We start from the raw sequence: 17,891 nt of genomic DNA, 5'->3' as shown, positions 1-17,891 counted from the left end.
TCAGCAACGGAGTTTGCAGTTCTGCCGGGTCCGGCCGCAGTCTGGTCGCGGAGGTGGTCACGATGACCGAGAACTACGAGGTACTGGTGATCGGCGGCGGCGCGGCCGGGCTCAACGGCGGGCTGATGCTGGCCCGGGCACGCCGCTCGGTGCTGGTGGTGGACGGGGGCGAGCCCCGCAACGCGCCCGCCGACGGCGTGCACGCGCTGCTGGGGCACGACGGCGTGCCGCCGGCCGAGCTGCTGGCGCGCGGCCGGGACGAGGTGCGCCGCTACGGCGGGCACCTGACCGAGGGCCGGGTCGAGACGGTGGACCGCGACGGCGACGGGTTCGCGGTGGCGCTCGCGGACGGCCGCCGGGTGCGCGCCGGGCACGTGCTGGTCGCCACTGGCCTGGTCGACGAGCTGCCGGACGTACCCGGCCTGCGCGAGCGCTGGGGGCGGGACGTGGTGCACTGCCCGTACTGCCACGGCTGGGAGGTGCGCGAGCGGCCGATCGGGGTGATCGGCAGCGGCTCGATGTCGGTGCACCAGACGCTGCTGTTCCGGCAGTGGAGCGACGACGTGGTCTACCTGCGGCACACCGCGCCACCGCTCACCGAGGAGCAGGCCGAGCAGCTCGCCGCGCGCGGCGTGCCTGTGGTCGAGGGCGAGATCGCGGCCGTCGAGACGGCCGGGGACCGGCTGACCGGGGTACGCCTGCGCGACGGCCGCACCGTCGACCGCGAGGTGCTCACAGTCGCGCCCCGGATGGTGGCGCGCGCCGGGTTCCTGGCCGGGCTGGGCCTGCGTCCGCAACCGCACCCCAGCGGGATGGGCGAGTACCTGCCGGCCGACGAGTCGGGGCGTACCGATGTGCCTGGGGTGTGGGTCGCGGGCAACGTGACGAACCTGTCGGCGCAGGTCGGCGCCGCCGCGGCGGCGGGCGCCCGGACCGCGGCGATGATCAACGCGGACCTGGTGCAGGCGGAGACCCAGCGGGCGGTCGAGGCGCACCGTGGCGCGCGGGCGGGTGGGTGACCACGAATCACCCCTAACCTGACAATTCTTCCCCTAGGTTGAGTCGGAGAGGGCAGTCGGAACCTGGGGGGCGATGTGAAGGGCTATCCGGCGATCGAGGATCACGGGCTCATCGGCGACCTCCAGACCGCCGCGCTGGTGACCTGTGACGGCACGATCGACTGGTTCTGCGCTCCGCGCTTCGACTCGCCGAGCATCTTCGCCGCGCTGCTGGACAAGGAGAAGGGCGGCTTCTTCCAGATCGCCCCGCACGAGGTCCGGTACGTCACCAAGCAGCTCTACCTGCCCGGCACGCCGATCCTGATCACCCGGTTCATCAGCGCGGACGGCGTCGCCGAGGTGATGGACTTCATGCCGGTCACCGGCGAACGGGTCACCGACTCGCACCGCATCGTGCGCATGGTCAACATGGTGCGCGGCAGCATGCGCTTCCGGGTGGAGTGCCGGCCCCGGTTCGACTACGCACGCGAGCGCCACGACCTGGAGCGGCACCGCAACGGCTACCTGTTCCGCAGCCCGTCGGCGACGCTCACCTTCAACCCGATCGACCCGGTGCGGCAGCTCTGGGCCCAGACCGGCGAGATCCGCATGGAGGGCGGCGACCTGATCGCCTACGGCACCCTGAAGGAGGGCGACACCGGCGGGGTGATCCTGGAGACCGGCAGTGAGGAACCCCGGATCATCCCGCCGGAAGAGGTCCAGGGCATGTTCGAGTGGACCCGGGACTACTGGCGGCGCTGGGTCGAACGCTCCCGCTACACCGGGCGCTGGCGGGAGATGGTCGAGCGCTCCGCCATCACGCTCAAGCTCATGACGTACGCGCCGACCGGCGCGATGATCGCCGCACCGACCGCCGCGCTGCCCGAGCTGGTCGGCGGCTCCCGCAACTGGGACTACCGCTACACCTGGGTACGCGACACCTCGTTCTCGGTGCACGCGCTGCTCGGTCTCGGGTTCACCGAGGAGGTCAGCCGGTACATGGACTGGCTGGACGAGCGCATCCGCGAAGCAGGCGACCACCAGGACCCACTGAAGATCATGTACCGGGTGGACGGGTCCTCGGACCTGCACGAGGAGGTGCTCGACCACCTGGAGGGATACCGGGGCTCCCGCCCGGTTCGGATCGGCAACGGCGCGGCCGACCAGCTCCAGCTCGACATCCACGGCGAGGCGCTCTACGCCATGCACCTCGCCGACGAGCAGGGCATCCGGGTGTCGCACCAGGTGTGGAAGAGCACCGTGCGCCTGGTCGACTGGCTCTGCCACAACTGGGACAAGCGCGACGCCGGCATCTGGGAGAGCCGGCACCACCCCCGCAACTACACGTTCGGCCGGGTGATGTCCTGGGTGGCGCTGGACCGGGCCATCCGGCTGGCCACCCGGACCGGCCGGCCCGGAGACATGAGCTGCTGGACCGAGCAACGCAACCGGATCTACAACCAGGTCATGGCCCGCGGTTTCCACCGGGAACGCGGCAGCTTCGTGCAGGCGTACGACGAGAACGTGCTCGACGCCGCCCTGCTCTACATGCCGGCGGTCGGCTTCGTCACGCCCAGCGACCCGCTGTGGCTGTCCACCCTGGAGTCGATCGAGCGGGATCTGGTCTCGGACAGCCTGGTTCACCGGTACGACCCGCTGCACTCCCCCGACGGGCTGCCCGGCCACGAGGGCACGTTCAACATGTGCACCTTCTGGTACGTCGAGGCGCTGGCCCGCTCCGGCCGGCTGGACGACGCCCGGCTCACCCTGGAGAAGATGTTCACCTTCAGCAACCACCTCGGCCTCTACGCCGAGGAGATCGCCTCCACCGGTGAGCAGATCGGCAACTACCCGCAGGCGTTCAGCCACCTCGCGCTGATCAACTCGGCGCTGGCGGTGAACGACCTGCTCGACGCCGAGGCCGACGCCCGCCTCCGCCGGTAACTCCGGTGATCTCCGGCCCGGTCCCGGGTAGCCTTGACCGCATGAGGTTCCACGCCGCCGTCATGAAGCCCTGGTCCCTCCGCTGACGGCGGCAGGGTGACCGGCTTCTTCTGACGTACCAGCTCTGCTCCGCCGTCCTGGCGTTCCCGCCGGGCGGTGTCCTCGCGCTGCCCGGCTCCACGACGAGCCGAGAGCGGACTGTGAACAACCTCGACCACGTACCTTCATCCCCATCCACCTCAGGCGGTTCGCTGCCCGCCGGGCACCGGGCGCACGTCCGGGCCGACGGCGTCCGCGTCGTACGCGGCGGCCGGGTCGTGCTGTCCGACGTCGGCGTGACCGTCTCCGCCGGATCCCGCCTGGCGGTCGTCGGCGAGAACGGCCGCGGCAAGACCACCCTGCTCCACGTGCTGTCCGGCATCCTCGTGCCCGACCAGGGCACCGTGGAACGGCTGGGCACGATCGGCGTCGCCCGGCAGAACCTGGAGGCGCGCAACGGCGAGACGGTGGGCACGCTCGTCCACGGGGCGATCCGGGAGTCCGAACGCGCACTGCGGGCGCTGGACGACGCCGCCGACGCGCTGGCCGAGGGCCGGGCGGGCGCGGACGACGCGTACGCCACAGCGCTCGACGCGGCGACCCGGCTGGACGCCTGGGACGCGCAGCGTCGCGTCGACGTGGCGCTGGCCGGTCTCGACGCCTGCCCGGACCGGGACCGCCCGCTGGCGACGCTGTCGGTCGGCCAGCGCTACCGGGTCCGGCTGGCGTGCCTGCTCGGGGCCCGGGTCGACCTGCTGATGCTGGACGAGCCGACCAACCACCTCGACGCGGCCAGCCTGGCCTTCCTCACCGCGCGGCTGCGCGAGCACCCGGGCGGCGTGGTGCTGGTGACCCACGACCGCGCCCTGCTGCGGGACGTGGCCACGGAGTTCCTCGACCTCGACCCCAGCGCGGACGGGCGCCCGCGCCGTTACGCCGGGGACTACACCGCCTGGCAGGACGGGCGCCGCCGCGACTTCGCGCACTGGGTACGCGACCACGAGGCGCAGCAGGCCGAGCACCAGCGGCTGGCCGACGCGGTCCGGGAGGCGCAGGGCCGGCTCAGCACCGGCTGGCGTCCGGAGAAGGGCCACGGCAAGCACCAGCGCCAGTCCCGCGCCCCCGGCCTGGTGCAGGCGCTGCGACGCCGGCAGGAGGCGCTCGACGAGCACCGGATCACCGTCCCGGAGCCACCGCAGCCGCTGCGCTGGCCGCCGCTGGACACCCGGGCCGGACTGCCGATCCTGCGGTGCCACGACGTGACGGTGACCGGGCGTCTGCGTACCCGGGTCACGCTCACGCTCGACGGCGGGGACCGCCTGCTGGTGACCGGGCCCAACGGCGCGGGCAAGTCGACGCTGCTCTCCGTGCTGGCCGGCGACCTCGTGCCGTCGACCGGGGAGGTCCGTCACCCGTCCGGGGCGCGCGTCGCGTACCTCGGCCAGGAGGTGCCCGACTGGCCGCCCCTGATGCTCGCCCACGACCTGTACGAGCAGCACGTGGGCCGGCTGCGCTCCACCGGGCGCCTCGGCTCCGGCACGGCCCTGCCGCTGGGCGCGACGAACCTGCTCGACGCCGAGGCCCGGCGTACCCCGGTCGGCCGGATGTCGCACGGACAGCAACGGCGGCTGAACCTGGCGCTGCGCCTGGCAGAGCGTCCCGACCTGCTGATCCTCGACGAACCCACGAACCACCTGTCCGCGCCGCTCGTCGACGACCTCACCGCCGCCCTGCTGACGACCAGGGCCGCGGTGGTCGTCGCCACCCACGACCGGCAGATGCTCCAGGACCTGGCGGCCTGGCCCACGCTGCCCCTCACCGCCGACGACGCCGGGCCGTCCGGTCACACAGGGTCATGCCTGCCTGAAGGTTGATGACTTCGAGCGATATGACTGAGAGGCATATTTATGCCTCTCAGTCATATCGCTCGTGCGGACGGGGCCTCCCGGGTCCACCCGACGAAGCGGCGGTGCAGTGCGCCGGCCGGCGCAAGGCCAGACCCGGCATGACCGGGCCGTGGGTGGTCACCGCGCGTCCTCCAGGAACCGCGCGGTGACCGCCCGCGCCTGCCGGCTGGTCGCCCATTCCACCTGCCAGCAGGGGTACGGAGTCAGCCGCGCCCACCACGCGCATCCGCTGACCCCGCGCTACGCCGCACCGCGACGGCCGACGCCCCCGTACATCGCCTAGCCTCTCGGGCGTGGAGCACCTGCGCGACCTCGCCGTCCGGTTGGCGATGGACGAACCGGTCGGCGACGACCTGCCGATGGCGGCTGCTCACGCTCTGACCCGAGGCGTCGACTCGCCGGGCCTGCGTGAGCTTGCCGGCCTGTCGAAGGGCCAGTCGCGGGAGGCAGTCGATCTGTTCCGGCAGGCGATGGACGAACTCGGCTCGCCGGTGCCGGACGAGCGCGGCGCTCGGCTGCACCTCATGCGTCAGGCAGCGGCGGACATCGTTGCGGGAGACGGTGACGCCGAGGACCTGGCGTACGAGATCTACTGGCACGCGGCCTATTCCCAGTTGCCGGAACTGCGACCCGTGGCCGATCGTTTCCTGGAGCTGTACGTCGGATGGGGCCCGGCCTTCGACCAGACGGAGGAGGCGATTGCGGCCGCTAAGGTGGCGGCCCAGTCGTTCCTGCGCGACCATCCAGCCTGAGCGGCTCCCGCGTGTCTCGTCTACCGCAGCGACCGCGCACGGGCAAACGCCAGACGTGATGAGCCATATGCTGCACCCCGAGTGGAAGCGGGGATTCGTGAGGATCGTTGATCGGGTTCGCGGCGGATCATTTGTCGCCGGCGTACTGGTGGTGCTGGGCCTTGCCGGCTGCGTCACACGAGGCGACCCGCCACCGCCTCCGGCGCCCTCCGTGAATCCCGCGCCGTCGGCATCGCCCACCGAGCAAGAGGCGCTGATGGCGACGATTCGCCAGCTGGTCGAGCGGGCCGACGTCGGCGACGACATCCGGGAGCGCACGATCGAGGTCGGCGAGCCCTATGAACCCTGCGACCTGCTCATTGCCGACCCCGACCGGTCGAACGGGGGCGGGTTGGAGTTCGATCAGGTGTGGGGCGCGGGTCTGGAGGTCAACCCCGTAGGGACCTTCGTCGACGTCCAGCCCCCGACAACCCTTCTGAACGTCACAGTGATCGGTTTGCGCGATGCCTCCGCGGCATCCGCGGCCGCACGTACGGCGCGCACCGCACGTTGCTCGAGGAACGATTTCCGCCTCAACATCGGCATGGCCACCGCCCGGTGGGCCGCACGCACGATGACCATCGGATCGACGAGCGCGCGGCTGACCACGGCGACGGTGAGCCGGGTGAACCTGGAAAGCGCGGAAGGAATGCCGTTCCTGCCCGGCGACGCGCGGCTGATCTTCGCGCACGGCTCGCTGCTCATCAGTGTCGAGGCGCTCACCTTCTGGCCGCCCAAACGGAGCACCGCCGCCGACGTCACCGCAATCGCTCAGGAGAAGGCGACGTCCCTGGCAACGGCGATCGTCGAGACCGTCTCCACGCCAGGTTAGAACCGAGCCGCCCCGCCGCCGTCGACACACGCCGGCCGGGCGACTGGCATCAGCGACTGTCATCTATGTTCGCTCAAAAGACCGCAACCCCGAACCACAAGGTGCATTCTCAGCCCACGGCAGAAGACGAGATGGACAACCGTACCGACCCGATCGAAATCATCGCCCGGGTATCAGAGAACCAGGGCATGCAACGGGCCTTAGAGGTCTGGCTCTACAAGACCCACCAGGAAGGCTGGCCTGTGACAGTGGAGTCGTCCTCCGTCGACCAGCCGCGCAACGACTGCGGAGTGGTGGCCGTCGAGGGCCTGGAGTACCGGATCCGTCACACGAAGCGAGTCCGGCGACGGGTCGCCATCGTGCCCGCAGGGCAGCATCTGATCGCCGCTGCCGTCGACTCGGCCACGGGCAGGTCCGACGGCATCACCTGGACCTGGGAGTTCGACCACGCCGCGTGGGCCGAGCCGATGATCGACGATCACTAGCGCGGGCGACGCACGAACAGGCATGAGGATGAGCCGGGAGCGATGGAGATTCCGCATGAAGATCCTTTTCTATCCAGCGTCCGGTGAAGTCGACATCTCCGGAACCGCCGGTGAATACCACGCCTTGGCCGCGCTGATCGTGGCCGGAAGCGGAGGCCATGCTGCGGAGCCTGACGCCACGGACGACTTCGGCGGCACCGCACTCTCCGGTCTCCAGGTCTCGACCGCAGCCCACCGCATGGCCCTCATCTCGATAGACGACGCACGCGGTCTTCTCCAGATTTCCGGCGCCTCCGCCCCGCTGGCCGTCCTCGCGTCGAATGTCGAGGCAATGGCGGCCGACCAGGGCGGCGGCCACCTGCACATCGACTACTTCCCGGATCACCCCTACCTAGCCCCGACATCGGTCAGCTTGATCGTCAACAGCCCTCACGGTGGCATGCCGACGCGGTAGCCCCACAGCCTGGGCCAAATAGGAGCATCGGGGATTCTGGTGAGGTGTTCCCCGCTGCCCGGGCCTGACCCGAGTTCGAACCGGCTCCGTGCCTTGAAGTCGACCCGTCGACCCAGCAGGCGGGGCACCGTTCTCGGCACACCGCCGGCGACCGATGCCACCAGCACTTGGTCGTCGACTGAGCCCTTCTTACGCCTGCCCGTGCTGTAGCGACTCCCAGGGCGGGGACTCAGATCCGGCGACGAGGTTCTCTGCCGCTGACACCACCGTACGGAAGCGGGACGCCCAAGGCTCGCCAGAGGTCACGGAGCACCCGTCCGAGCCGCTCGCTGTCGTCCATCGACAGCTCAGCGATGGCCATGCCGGCGGCCTGGTGCTCCCCGACGTTGTAGATCAGGTCGGCAAGCGCCGTCGCTGACGGTCGGTCGAGACGAAGAACGACTTCCTCTTCCTCAGGCATGTCCGGCACCCTACGGCTCCAGCAGCATTCGACGCTCGTCCGTCGTCCCACCAGAGGTGTCTCGTGCGGCCAAGGTCCCCACGTGATGTGGAACCATGACCGCATGGACCAGGAGGCTGCGCCACAGGGGTGGATGCAGCAGCACATGGCCTCCTGGCTCCGCCTCGCCACCACCTTGCAAAGCGAGGGCTGGGAGGCGCAGATGACGTGTGAGGCAGCTCCGGTGCAGATGGAAGGTCACTTGCCGAGTGGCGAGCGGTTCTACTTCCGTGCCCGTCACAGCGAGGTATCGCTCGGCATCGGAGGCGAAGACCCTTCCGACATCCCTGAGTGGGAAGAGAGCGAATCACACGAGGAAGCAAGCTGGCTACCAGCTACCGACGGGGAGGCCATCATCCGACGACTCGCGCTCCGATATGCGGGGCGGAAGAGTTGAGGTGTGGCCGGGATTCGCCTCGCGTGGTGGCACCCTTCCCTTGATGGTGGGCGCGGCAGGTTTCGAACCTGCGACCCCTCGCTTGTAAGGCGAGTGCTCTCCCACTGAGCTACGCGCCCGGAACGCCCGTACGGCGGGCCGGAGCGGCCAGCTTACCTGCCCGCCTCCGGCCCCGCGCAACGACGTGCCTGGGGTGTGGGACTCAGGCGGCGACGGCCTCGGCCAGTGCCTTGCGCCAGCCCTGCTGGTCGCGCGCCTCGCCGGGCATGTTCATCTCGGCGAACCGGACCACGCCGGCCTTGTCGATGACGAAGGTGCCCCGGTTGGCGATGCCCGCGACGTCGTTGAAGACGCCGTACGCCTGCGCCACCGCGCCGTGCGGCCAGAAGTCGGACAGCAGCGGGAACTGGTAGCCCTCCCGGTCGGCCCAGATCTTGTGGGCGTACACGGAGTCGACGCTGACGGTCAGCACCTGGACGTCGTCGTTGACGTACTCGTTGAGGTTGTCCCGCACCTCGCACAGCTCGCCCTGGCAGATGCCGGTGAAGGCGAGCGGGTAGAAGACCAGCAGCACGGTCTTGCTACCGCGGAGGTCGGAGAGCCGGACCTCCTGGTTGTTCTGGTCCTTGAGCAGGAAGTCGGGCGCCTCGGCGCCAACCTCGATGGGCATGCATGCTCCCTCGGGATCGGGTCTGGAGATGATCAGCCTGCCACACCCGGCGACCGTGGTCGCCGGGTGTGCGGCGCCGCCCTACTTCTTGCTCTTGGACCCGCGACGCATGACGAGGCGGGCCCCGCTCCAGTCGCGGCCGGCGTTGATGGTGGAGGTCTGCTGGAGCCCGGCGGTCTGCGCGCTCTCCGCGACCTCGCTCGGCTCGACGTGACCGTCGCGGCCGGCCTTCGGGGTCAGGAGCCAGACCACGCCGTTGTCCGCGAGCGGCCCGAGGGCGTCGACGAGGAGCTCGAACAGGTCACCGTCGCCGTCGCGGTGCCAGACCAGAACCGCGTCGACCACCTCGTCGGTGTCCTCGTCGACGAGTTCCCCACAGCGGTCGGTCAGGGCGTCCCGGAGATCGGTGTCGACGTCGTCGTCGTAGCCCATCTCCATGACGACCATGCCCGGCTCGATACCGAACCGGTCCGCCAGGCTGCGTACCCCGTCGGCCTGGCCAGCGGTCGCGCTCACTGTCGAGTGCCTCCTCATCTATCCCTGCTCGTGGCGTCGGGTGACACCGTCGGGCTCAGTCCACACAGTTGCGGCTCGCCGCGCAAGTGGCGCACCGGGTGGAACGGAATTTACCGTGCCAGCAGCGTACGGGCACCCTGGGTGATGGCTTCCGCGGAGACCAGAACCTGACGGGCAGCCGGACCTAATGGTACAAACGAGTCAAGTGCGGCTACGCGGCGTGCAGCGCCCACGTACCCGGTGTCGACGAGCGCGGACAGGACGCCCTCGCCCACCCCGCCGGTTCGCCGCGTCTCGTCCACCACCAGCACCCGGCCGGTCGCCGAGGACTCCCTGATGATGTCGGCCACCGGCAGCGGGGCCAGCCAGCGCAGGTCCACCACCCGGCTGCCCACGCCCTCCTCGGCCAGCGTGGCCGCGGCGCGCAGCGACATCCGCACCCCGTTACCGAACGTGATGATGGTGAGGTCCTCGGCGGAGCCGATCCCGTAGACGCGGGCCCGCCCGATCGGCACCTGCCGGTCCGCCCAGGCGCCCGGCTCGGCGTACTCGGCAGTCCACTCGTCGTCACCGTCCGTGTACAGGTCACGCACGTGGTAGAGCGCGACCGGCTCCACGAACACGCAGACGCTGCCGTCCACCCGTGCCGCCGCCAGGCAGGTCCGCAGCATCGGCGCGGCGTCGTCCGGCCGGGCCGGCACGGCCACCACCAGCCCCGGTACGTCCCGCAGCGCCCCCAGCGAGTCGTCGTTACGGTCGTGGCCGCCGAGTCCTTCCGGGCTCGCCAGGCCGGGCACCCGCACCACCATCGGGTTGCGGAACGCGCCCCGCGACAGGAACCGCATGGTAGCCGCCTCGCCGCGGAGCTGGTCCTCGGCACCGTGCAGCAGCGTCAGGTGGCGGATCTCGGGCACCGGCAGCAGGCCGGCCAGCCCGGCACCCAGCCCGAGCCCGAGGATCGAGGTCGCGTCCGGCAGCGTGTCGAACACGCGCGCCGCCCCGAACCGGTCCCGCAGCCCCTCGGTCACGCCGTACAACCCACCCTGTGCGGCCACGTCGTGGCCGAACACCGCCGTCCCGGGGTGGTCGAGCATGCCGTCGGCGAGCGCGGCGTTGATGCTCTGCGCCAGCGTGAGCGGGCCGGTCAGCTCCGGCGGCTTGCCGCCGAACGCCTCCGCCCGCGCTCCGGCGCCCGGCCCGGCCGCGTGCGCCGCCGCCTCGGCGACCGCGCGGGACACCCGCACCGGCCGGCGCGGCGCCAGCTCCCGCACGATCTCGACCGGGGAGGCGAGCTTCGGCTCGTCCAGCACCTCCTCGGCGACGCGGCGCAGTTGCCAGCCCCGCTCGTCGTAGCGGGCCAGCAGTTCCTCGCCACTGGCGTACCCGGAGGTCACCAGCAGCCGCGCGGTGGCCAGCAGCGGGTCGCGGGCCGCGTCGCCGTCACCCTGCTCCATCAGGCGGACCGCGCTCAGGTGCAGCACGGCGGGCCGGCGCTGGCGGCGTACCCAGTCCGCCGCCTCCGCCGCGACCCGGTAGGTCGCGGCCACGTCCGTGCCGTCGGCGGCGAAGTACCTGATGCCGGGCCGGGCCCGCAGCGTGGCGGCCACCCAGCCCTCGGCGGAGGCGCCGCCGTCGGCGCAGACGAACAGCACCGGGATGCGCAGGCCGGTGTGGTCGTACCAGCCGGTCGTGTTCAGCGCGGCCGTGGCCGCGGCGTGGTCGGCCGCGCCGTCGTCGAAGGCGCAGACCACCACGGCGTCGGCCGGCCAGGGCGCCGCCTCGGCCTCGCCGTCGGCGGGCCGCGCGCCGCGGCGCAGCCGCTCCAGCGCGAGCCCCAGGCCGACGGCGCGCGGCAGGTGCGAACCGGCGGCCGACGTGGTCGGCACGACCGCCAGGTCGGCGCGGCCGAAGACCTTCGCCCGCCCGCCGGCCGCGGGCTCCTCGGCGGAGGCGACGATGCCGCGCAGCACGTCGCGCGCCGCCGCCGCGAACGCGTCGTCGGGCGCGGGCTGCGGCAGATCGGGTACGACGACAGTCGCGTCCCCGTCCGCGTCCACGACGATCCCGGCGCCCACGGGGAGGCTGGCCGCCTCCGGCTCCCCCGGGTCAACGTCGAGATCTTGGTGGGAAACGGCCCCCGGAGGGGCGCTTTCGCTCCAAGATCTTCCCGGTTCCGGGGTGGTGGGTGGGGCGTCGGCGCCGGTCGCGGGCGGCAGGTCCGGCGGGGCTGCGGGGAAGGCGCCGGCGGCCTGGGCGGCGCGCAGGCAGTAGAACGCGCCGGAGCGGGCGTGCAGCAGCGCGGGATCGGTCGGCCGCAGCGCGGCTGCCACCGCGGCGTCGCCCTCGTGACCGGCCGACTCGACAGTGAAGTACCCCTCACCGAAGCCCGACAGCCACCGCCCGGCCAGGTCGAGCAGCCGGCTGGTCAGCTGCGCGTCGAACAGGGCCAGCGCCTGCGCCCCGGTCAACGCACCGCCGTCGGGCAGCGGTTCGCCCAGGTCGCGCCGCTGGTCGGGCGCCCCGAGCGCGGCCAGTTCGGCTCGGAGCCGGTCGTCGAGATCGTGCGGGGTGGTCACGCGGACAGCATTACCGACTCGGGCCCGCCTCGCCCAGTCGGACACGTTCCGCCCGGCGTGGCTCAGACCTGGCCACACTCCTGCGGGCAGCCTCCGTCGGAGACCTTGAGCACCAGGTCCCGCAGTGTGGCCAGTTCGTCGGTGCTCAGGGCGTCGAGGAGTCGGGAGTCCGACATCACCTGGCGGACCCGGTCGCGTACCTGCCGCCCCCGCCCGGTGACCACGAGCGCCTTCTGCCGCCGGTCGGCCGGGTCGGTACGCCGTTCCACCAGCCCGGCCTGCTCCAGCTTGTCGGCCAGGCCGGTGACGTTGGACCTGTCGCAGCCGAGCTGCTCGGCGAGGTCACGGGCCGGGAGCGGGCGGTCCGGGTCCAGCTCGTGCAGCGCCCGGGCGACCGCCGGGGTGAGGCCCAGTGCCGCGATCCCCTCGTCCTGGTGGTGCCGCAACGCGGCGGCGACGTGCAGGATCCGGCGCACGGTCTCCCCGGCCAGGTCCGCCCGGTCACGGACGGTGGGAACGGTGGATTGCGCCATCCGATCATCGTATGGGCGAGTCGATCTTCGATCAGCCGAACGGTCAGGCACCTCCTGCAACCGATTGCCGATCATGAAGCGCTGTTCGGCGGAAATTCCCGGCCGGTCGTCCGCCCTTCACCTGACGGCCATCGACGTCCGTGAGGCTGCCGGGAGTCGACGAACCGGACTCCGGGGAGGAAAACCGTGGCTCTGTCCCGACGTACCATCCTGCTCAGCGGCGCGGCGCTCGGCGCCGCCGGCGCGGCAGCCGGCCTGCCGGTCGCGGCCGCCGCGTCGCCCGGCCCGCTGCGCCGCGACCCGTTCACGCTCGGCGTGGCCTCCGGCGACCCGGACCACGAGGGCTTCGTGCTCTGGACCCGGCTGGCGCCGGAGCCGCTGGCCGAGGACGGCCTGGGCGGCATGCCGTCGCGGGTCGTGCCGGTGTCCTGGGAGGTGGCCGTCGACGAGCGCTTCCGGCACGTGGTGCGCCGCGGCGTACGGCTGGCCCGGCCGGAGTCCGCGCACAGCGTGCACGTCGAACTGGACGGCCTGCTGCCCGGACGGGAGTACTTCTACCGGTTCCGGGCCGAGCGCTGGGCGTCCCCGGCCGGGCGCACCCGCACCGCCCCGGCGCCGTGGTCGATGCCCTCCGCGCTCGCCATGGGCTTCGCCTCCTGCTCGCAGTACGAGCACGGCTACTTCACCGCGTACCGGCGGCTGGCCGAGACCGAGCCGGAGCTGATCCTGCACCTCGGCGACTACCAGTACGAGTACGCCAAGGACACGTACAACGTCCCCGGCGGCAACCCGCGTGACCACGAGGGCCCGGAGACCCGGACGCTGGCGAACTACCGGCAGCGGCACGCCCAGTACAAGACCGACACCGACCTCCAGGCGGCGCACGCGGTCGCGCCCTGGGTGGTGGTCTTCGACGACCACGAGGTGGAGAACAACTGGGCCGACGAGGTGCCCGAGGCGCCCGACCCGGACTTCCCCGCCCGGCGGGCGGCGGCGTTCCAGGCGTACTACGAGAACATGCCGCTGCGCCGCACCTCGATCCCGCGCGGCATCGACATGCAGCTCTACCGGCGGGTGCGCTGGGGCCGGCTGGCCACCTTCCACATGCTCGACACCCGGCAGTACCGGGACGACCAGGCGTGCGGCGACGGCTACAAGAGCTGCGCGGAGGCGTCCGACCCGGCCCGCTCGATCACCGGCGCCGCGCAGGAGGCGTGGCTGCTGGACGGCTTCCGCCGTTCCGAGGCCCGCTGGGACCTGCTCGGCCAGCAGGTGTTCTTCGCCCAGCGGGACAACAACTCCGGTCCGCTGACGGTGACGAGCATGGACGCCTGGGACGGGTACGTCGCATCCCGGGACCGGATCACCCGGGGCTGGACGGCCGCCGGGGTGCGCAACCCGGTGGTGCTCACCGGCGACGTGCACGCGCACTGGGCCAGCGACCTGAAGCTGGACTACGCCGACCCGACCTCGCGCACCGTCGGCAGCGAGCTGGTCTGCTCGTCGATCACCTCGACCGGGGACGGCGCCGACTCGCCGACCGGCTCGCACCCGTGGCTGGCGTTCAACCCGCACCTGCGCTTCCAGAACAACCTTCGGGGGTACGTCCGCACCACGATCACCCCGACCGAGCTGACCGCCGACTTCGACGTGCTGCCGTACGTGAGCCGGCCGGACGCGCCCGCGTACACCCGGGCCACGTTCGTGATCGAGGACCGCGTACCCGGGCTGAACCTGACCCACGACCGGCCGCCGGCCGCGGCGCGCACCGCCGCCCCCGGCGTCGACCAGGGCCGGCAGACGGTGGAGGCGGAGACGGTCCGACCGTGACGGCGCGGCCGGGCCGGGCGTCGCACGCCCGGTCCGGCCGGTCAGCCGGCCAGGAACGAGAAGCGCACCTGACGGTCGGGGTTGTCGCCGTTGGTGTCGACCAGGCAGATCGACTGCCAGGTGCCGAGCTGGAGCCGCCCGCCGAGCACCGGCAGCGTCGCGTACGGCGGCACGAACGCCGGCAGCACGTGGTCGCGGCCGTGCCCGGGTGAGCCGTGCCGGTGCCGCCACCTGTCGTCGGTGGGGAGCAGGTCGTCGAGCGCCCGCAGCAGGTCGTCGTCGGAGCCGGCACCGGTCTCGATGATCGCCAGCCCGGCGGTGGCGTGCGGGACGAAGACGTGCAGCAGGCCGTCGCCGGCCCCGGACACGAACCGCTCGGCCTCGCTCGTGATGTCCCGGACGGTCGGCCGGGAGCCGGTCCGGACGGTGATCACCTCACTCCGCATACGGCGCATTCTGCCGCAGTGCCCGGTTCACCGCCCCGCCCGCCGATAGCGCATCCGGTGATAGCGCAAAGTTACTGATGGGTACCTGTGTTCAGCGTCGCGTCTGGGGGTGGGAGAGGTGACGGCACACGCCACCAGGGGGCAGGATGGCGCTAGAGACCTATCCCACACGAAACCGAGGGAACGCCTGTGGCTACGGAACGCAAGCGCCCGGTGATCACCGCTGGTCTGCCGAGCCAGCTTCCGGACATCGACCCTGAAGAGACCAGCGAATGGGTCGAGTCACTCGACGGTGTCATCGACGAGCGCGGGACAAAGCGAGCCCGGTACGTCATGCTGCGCCTGCTGGAGCGGGCCCGCGAGCGGCAGGTCGGGGTGCCGTCACTGACCACCACCGACTACATCAACACGATCCCGCCGGAGCGCGAACCGTGGTTCCCGGGTGACGAGCACGTCGAGCGGCGGCTGCGGGCGTACATCAGGTGGAACGCCGCGATGCTGGTGCACCGGGCGCAGCGCCCGGAGATCGGCGTCGGTGGGCACATCTCCACGTTCGCCAGCTCGGCGTCCCTCTACGAGGTGGGCTTCAACCACTTCTTCCGGGGCAAGAACCACCCGGGCGGCGGCGACCAGATCTTCTACCAGGGTCACGCCTCCCCCGGCATGTACGCGCGGGCGTTCCTGGAGGGCCGGCTCAGCGAGAGCCAGCTCGACGGCTTCCGGCAGGAGCTGTCGCACCCCGGCGGCGGGCTGCCGTCGTACCCGCACCCGCGGCTGATGCCGGACTTCTGGGAGTTCCCGACCGTCTCGATGGGCCTCGGCCCGCTGAACGCGATCTACCAGGCGCGGTTCAACCGCTACCTGCACCACCGCGGCATCAAGGACACCTCCCAGCAGCACGTCTGGGCGTTCCTCGGCGACGGCGAGATGGACGAGGTCGAGTCGCTCGGCGCGATCGGCGTGGCTGCCCGCGAGGAGCTGGACAACCTCACCTTCGTGATCAACTGCAACCTCCAGCGCCTGGACGGACCGGTCCGCGGCAACGGCAAGGTCATGCAGGAGCTGGAGGCGTTCTTCCGGGGCGCCGGCTGGAACGTCATCAAGGTGGTCTGGGGCCGCGAGTGGGATCCGCTGCTCGCCGCGGACACCGACGGCGCGCTGGTCAACCTGATGAACACCACGCCCGACGGTGACTACCAGACCTACAAGGCGGAGTCCGGTTCGTACGTGCGGGAGCACTTCTTCGGCCGCGACCCGCGGACCCGCAAGATGGTCGAGCACCTGTCCGACGACGAGATCTGGAACCTCAAGCGGGGTGGCCACGACTACCGCAAGCTCTACGCGGCCTACAAGGCGGCGATGGAGCACACCGGCCAGCCGACGGTGATCCTCGCCAAGACGATCAAGGGCTGGACGCTCGGCTCGCACTTCGAGGGCCGCAACGCCACCCACCAGATGAAGAAGCTGACGCTGGAGGACCTGAAGCTCTTCCGCGACCGCCTCTACCTGGACATCCCGGACAAGCAGCTGGAGGAGAACCCGTACCTCCCGCCGTACTACACCCCGGGCGAGAAGTCCGACGAGATCGCGTACCTGAAGGACCGGCGTCAGCAGCTCGGCGGCTACCTGCCCACGCGCAGCACCGCGCGCAAGGCGCTGGCCATCCCGGGCACCGAGCGGTTCTCCGACGTCAAGCGCGGGTCGGGCAAGCAGAAGGTCGCCACCACGATGGCGTTCGTCCGCCTGCTCAAGGACATCATGAAGGACAAGGAGTTCGGCAAGCGCTGGGTGCCGATCATCCCGGACGAGGCCCGTACCTTCGGTATGGACTCGCTGTTCCCGACCCAGAAGATCTACTCGCCGCACGGCCAGCGCTACACCTCGGTGGACCGGGAGCTGTTCCTGTCCTACAAGGAGTCGACCACCGGCCAGATCCTGCACGAGGGGATCAACGAGGCCGGTTCGGTGGCCTCGTTCACGGCCGCGGGCACGGCGTACGCCACCCACGGCGAGCCGATGATCCCGCTGTACATCTTCTACTCGATGTTCGGCTTCCAGCGCACGGGCGACGGGTTCTGGGCGGCGGCGGACCAGATGGCGCGGGGCTTCGTGCTCGGCGCGACCGCCGGCCGGACCACGCTCAACGGTGAGGGCCTCCAGCACGAGGACGGCCACTCGCTGCTGCTCGCCGCCACCAACCCGGCGGTGGTCTCCTACGACGCGGCGTTCGCCTTCGAGCTGGCGCACATCGTGGAGAACGGCCTGCACCGGATGTACGGCGAGGCGCCGGAGAACATCTTCTACTACCTCACCATCTACAACGAGCCGATCTTCCAGCCGGCCGAGCCGGAGGGTGTGGACGTCGAGGGCATCCTCAAGGGCATCCACCGCTACTCCCCCGCGCCGCAGGTCGGTGACGACGCGCCGAAGGCGAACATCCTCGCGTCCGGCACCGGTATGCAGTGGGCGCTCAAGGCCCAGCAGCTGCTCGCCGAGGACTGGGGCGTGTCCGCCGACGTGTGGTCGGTGACGTCCTGGACCGAGCTGCGCCGCGACGCGGTGGAGTGCGAGGAGCACAACCTGCTCAACCCGGGCGAGGAGCCGCGCGTGCCGTACATCGCGCGGAAGCTGGCCGACGCCGACGGGCCGAAGGTCGCTGTGAGCGACTGGATGCGCGCGGTGCCGGACCTGATCGCGCGCTGGGTACCCGGGGACTACACCTCGCTCGGCACCGACGGCTTCGGCATGTCGGACACCCGGCACGCGCTGCGCCGCCACTTCCACGTGGACGCCGAGTCGGTGGCGGTCGCGACGCTGCGCCAGCTCGCGCTGCGCGGCGTGGTGCCGGCGCACGTGCCGGCCGACGCGGCCCGCAAGTACGCGCTGGACGACGTCAACGCCGCCCCGGTCGGCGAGACCGGCGGCGACAGCTGAAAGGAAGGGCCCCTTCTTGACGCCTCCGGTAGAGGAGGGG

At 71.4% G+C, this 17,891-nt stretch carries 16 protein-coding genes and 1 tRNA gene; 10 read left to right on the top strand and 7 right to left on the bottom strand.

The window, feature by feature from the left end; translation table 11 throughout:
• Positions 1 to 62: 62 nt before the first annotated feature.
• The 7 genes from ML5_RS17980 (at position 63) to ML5_RS17950 (ending at position 7,450) form a co-directional block, all read left to right on the top strand.
• On the top strand, positions 63 to 1,019 hold the full coding sequence (locus tag ML5_RS17980; protein WP_013475635.1) for an NAD(P)/FAD-dependent oxidoreductase: 957 nt from the start codon (positions 63 to 65) through the stop codon (positions 1,017 to 1,019).
• A gap of 75 nt (positions 1,020 to 1,094) precedes the next feature.
• Positions 1,095 to 2,942, top strand: coding sequence for a glycoside hydrolase family 15 protein (locus ML5_RS17975; protein ID WP_013287814.1), 1,848 nt, complete (start codon positions 1,095 to 1,097; stop codon positions 2,940 to 2,942).
• A gap of 200 nt (positions 2,943 to 3,142) precedes the next feature.
• The gene (locus ML5_RS17970; protein WP_236619226.1) at positions 3,143 to 4,855 is read left to right on the top strand and encodes an ABC-F family ATP-binding cassette domain-containing protein; all 1,713 of its coding nucleotides are present in this window, start codon (positions 3,143 to 3,145) and stop codon (positions 4,853 to 4,855) included.
• Positions 4,856 to 5,181: 326 nt separating this feature from the next.
• Positions 5,182 to 5,640 (top strand): hypothetical protein, encoded by a 459-nt coding sequence (locus ML5_RS17965; RefSeq protein ID WP_013475633.1) that lies wholly within the window; start codon positions 5,182 to 5,184, stop codon positions 5,638 to 5,640.
• A 67-nt stretch (positions 5,641 to 5,707) separates the two neighbouring features.
• Positions 5,708 to 6,511 (top strand): hypothetical protein, encoded by an 804-nt coding sequence (locus tag ML5_RS17960; protein WP_236619225.1) that lies wholly within the window; start codon positions 5,708 to 5,710, stop codon positions 6,509 to 6,511.
• Between the two features lie 131 nt (positions 6,512 to 6,642).
• Positions 6,643 to 6,996, top strand: a complete 354-nt coding sequence (locus tag ML5_RS17955; protein ID WP_013475631.1) for a hypothetical protein — start codon at positions 6,643 to 6,645, stop codon at positions 6,994 to 6,996.
• Positions 6,997 to 7,051: 55 nt separating this feature from the next.
• Complete coding sequence (locus ML5_RS17950; protein WP_013475630.1) at positions 7,052 to 7,450, top strand: hypothetical protein; 399 nt, start codon at positions 7,052 to 7,054, stop codon at positions 7,448 to 7,450.
• Between the two features lie 229 nt (positions 7,451 to 7,679).
• Here ML5_RS17950 and ML5_RS17945 read toward each other — a convergent pair whose 3' ends face one another.
• The gene (locus ML5_RS17945; protein WP_221488010.1) at positions 7,680 to 7,910 is read right to left on the bottom strand and encodes a hypothetical protein; all 231 of its coding nucleotides are present in this window, start codon (positions 7,908 to 7,910) and stop codon (positions 7,680 to 7,682) included.
• A 103-nt stretch (positions 7,911 to 8,013) separates the two neighbouring features.
• On the opposite strand from ML5_RS17945, the gene ML5_RS17940 reads away from it, so the two are divergent.
• Positions 8,014 to 8,346 carry a hypothetical protein gene (locus ML5_RS17940; protein ID WP_236619224.1) on the top strand — a complete coding sequence of 111 codons (333 nt, stop codon included), beginning with the start codon at positions 8,014 to 8,016 and terminating at the stop codon, positions 8,344 to 8,346.
• A 44-nt stretch (positions 8,347 to 8,390) separates the two neighbouring features.
• Here the strand turns inward: ML5_RS17940 and ML5_RS17935 are convergent.
• The 5 genes from ML5_RS17935 to ML5_RS17915 all read right to left on the bottom strand — a co-directional run bounded on the left by ML5_RS17935 (position 8,391) and on the right by ML5_RS17915 (position 12,641).
• A tRNA-Val gene (locus tag ML5_RS17935) sits at positions 8,391 to 8,465 on the bottom strand.
• Between the two features lie 83 nt (positions 8,466 to 8,548).
• Positions 8,549 to 9,016, bottom strand: coding sequence for a peroxiredoxin (locus ML5_RS17930; RefSeq protein ID WP_013287822.1), 468 nt, complete (start codon positions 9,014 to 9,016; stop codon positions 8,549 to 8,551).
• Positions 9,017 to 9,097: 81 nt separating this feature from the next.
• A complete protein-coding gene (locus tag ML5_RS17925) occupies positions 9,098 to 9,532 on the bottom strand; it encodes a DUF3052 domain-containing protein (RefSeq protein ID WP_013287823.1) in 435 nt (144 codons plus the stop codon).
• 110 nt (positions 9,533 to 9,642) lie between these two features.
• Complete coding sequence (locus ML5_RS17920) at positions 9,643 to 12,108, bottom strand: transketolase C-terminal domain-containing protein (RefSeq protein ID WP_041784205.1); 2,466 nt, start codon at positions 12,106 to 12,108, stop codon at positions 9,643 to 9,645.
• A 62-nt stretch (positions 12,109 to 12,170) separates the two neighbouring features.
• Complete coding sequence (locus ML5_RS17915; RefSeq protein ID WP_013287825.1) at positions 12,171 to 12,641, bottom strand: MarR family winged helix-turn-helix transcriptional regulator; 471 nt, start codon at positions 12,639 to 12,641, stop codon at positions 12,171 to 12,173.
• Positions 12,642 to 12,827: 186 nt separating this feature from the next.
• Between ML5_RS17915 and ML5_RS17910 the strand changes: the two genes are divergently transcribed.
• Entirely contained in the window at positions 12,828 to 14,471 is a 1,644-nt protein-coding gene (locus ML5_RS17910) for an alkaline phosphatase (RefSeq protein WP_013475627.1), read from the top strand.
• A 41-nt stretch (positions 14,472 to 14,512) separates the two neighbouring features.
• Here ML5_RS17910 and ML5_RS17905 read toward each other — a convergent pair whose 3' ends face one another.
• Positions 14,513 to 14,917: a secondary thiamine-phosphate synthase enzyme YjbQ gene (locus ML5_RS17905; RefSeq protein WP_030271630.1), complete on the bottom strand. Its 405-nt coding sequence runs from the start codon at positions 14,915 to 14,917 to the stop codon at positions 14,513 to 14,515.
• A gap of 189 nt (positions 14,918 to 15,106) precedes the next feature.
• Here ML5_RS17905 and aceE point away from each other — a divergent pair, with 189 nt between their 5' ends.
• On the top strand, positions 15,107 to 17,851 hold the full coding sequence (aceE, locus tag ML5_RS17900) for a pyruvate dehydrogenase (acetyl-transferring), homodimeric type (RefSeq protein ID WP_013475626.1): 2,745 nt from the start codon (positions 15,107 to 15,109) through the stop codon (positions 17,849 to 17,851).
• Positions 17,852 to 17,891: the final 40 nt, after the last annotated feature.

The sequence above is a fragment of the Micromonospora sp. L5 genome (assembly GCF_000177655.2).
GTDB classification, from domain to species: Bacteria; Actinomycetota; Actinomycetes; order Mycobacteriales; family Micromonosporaceae; genus Micromonospora; species Micromonospora aurantiaca.
This window is presented reverse-complemented; position numbering and strand designations above follow the sequence as displayed.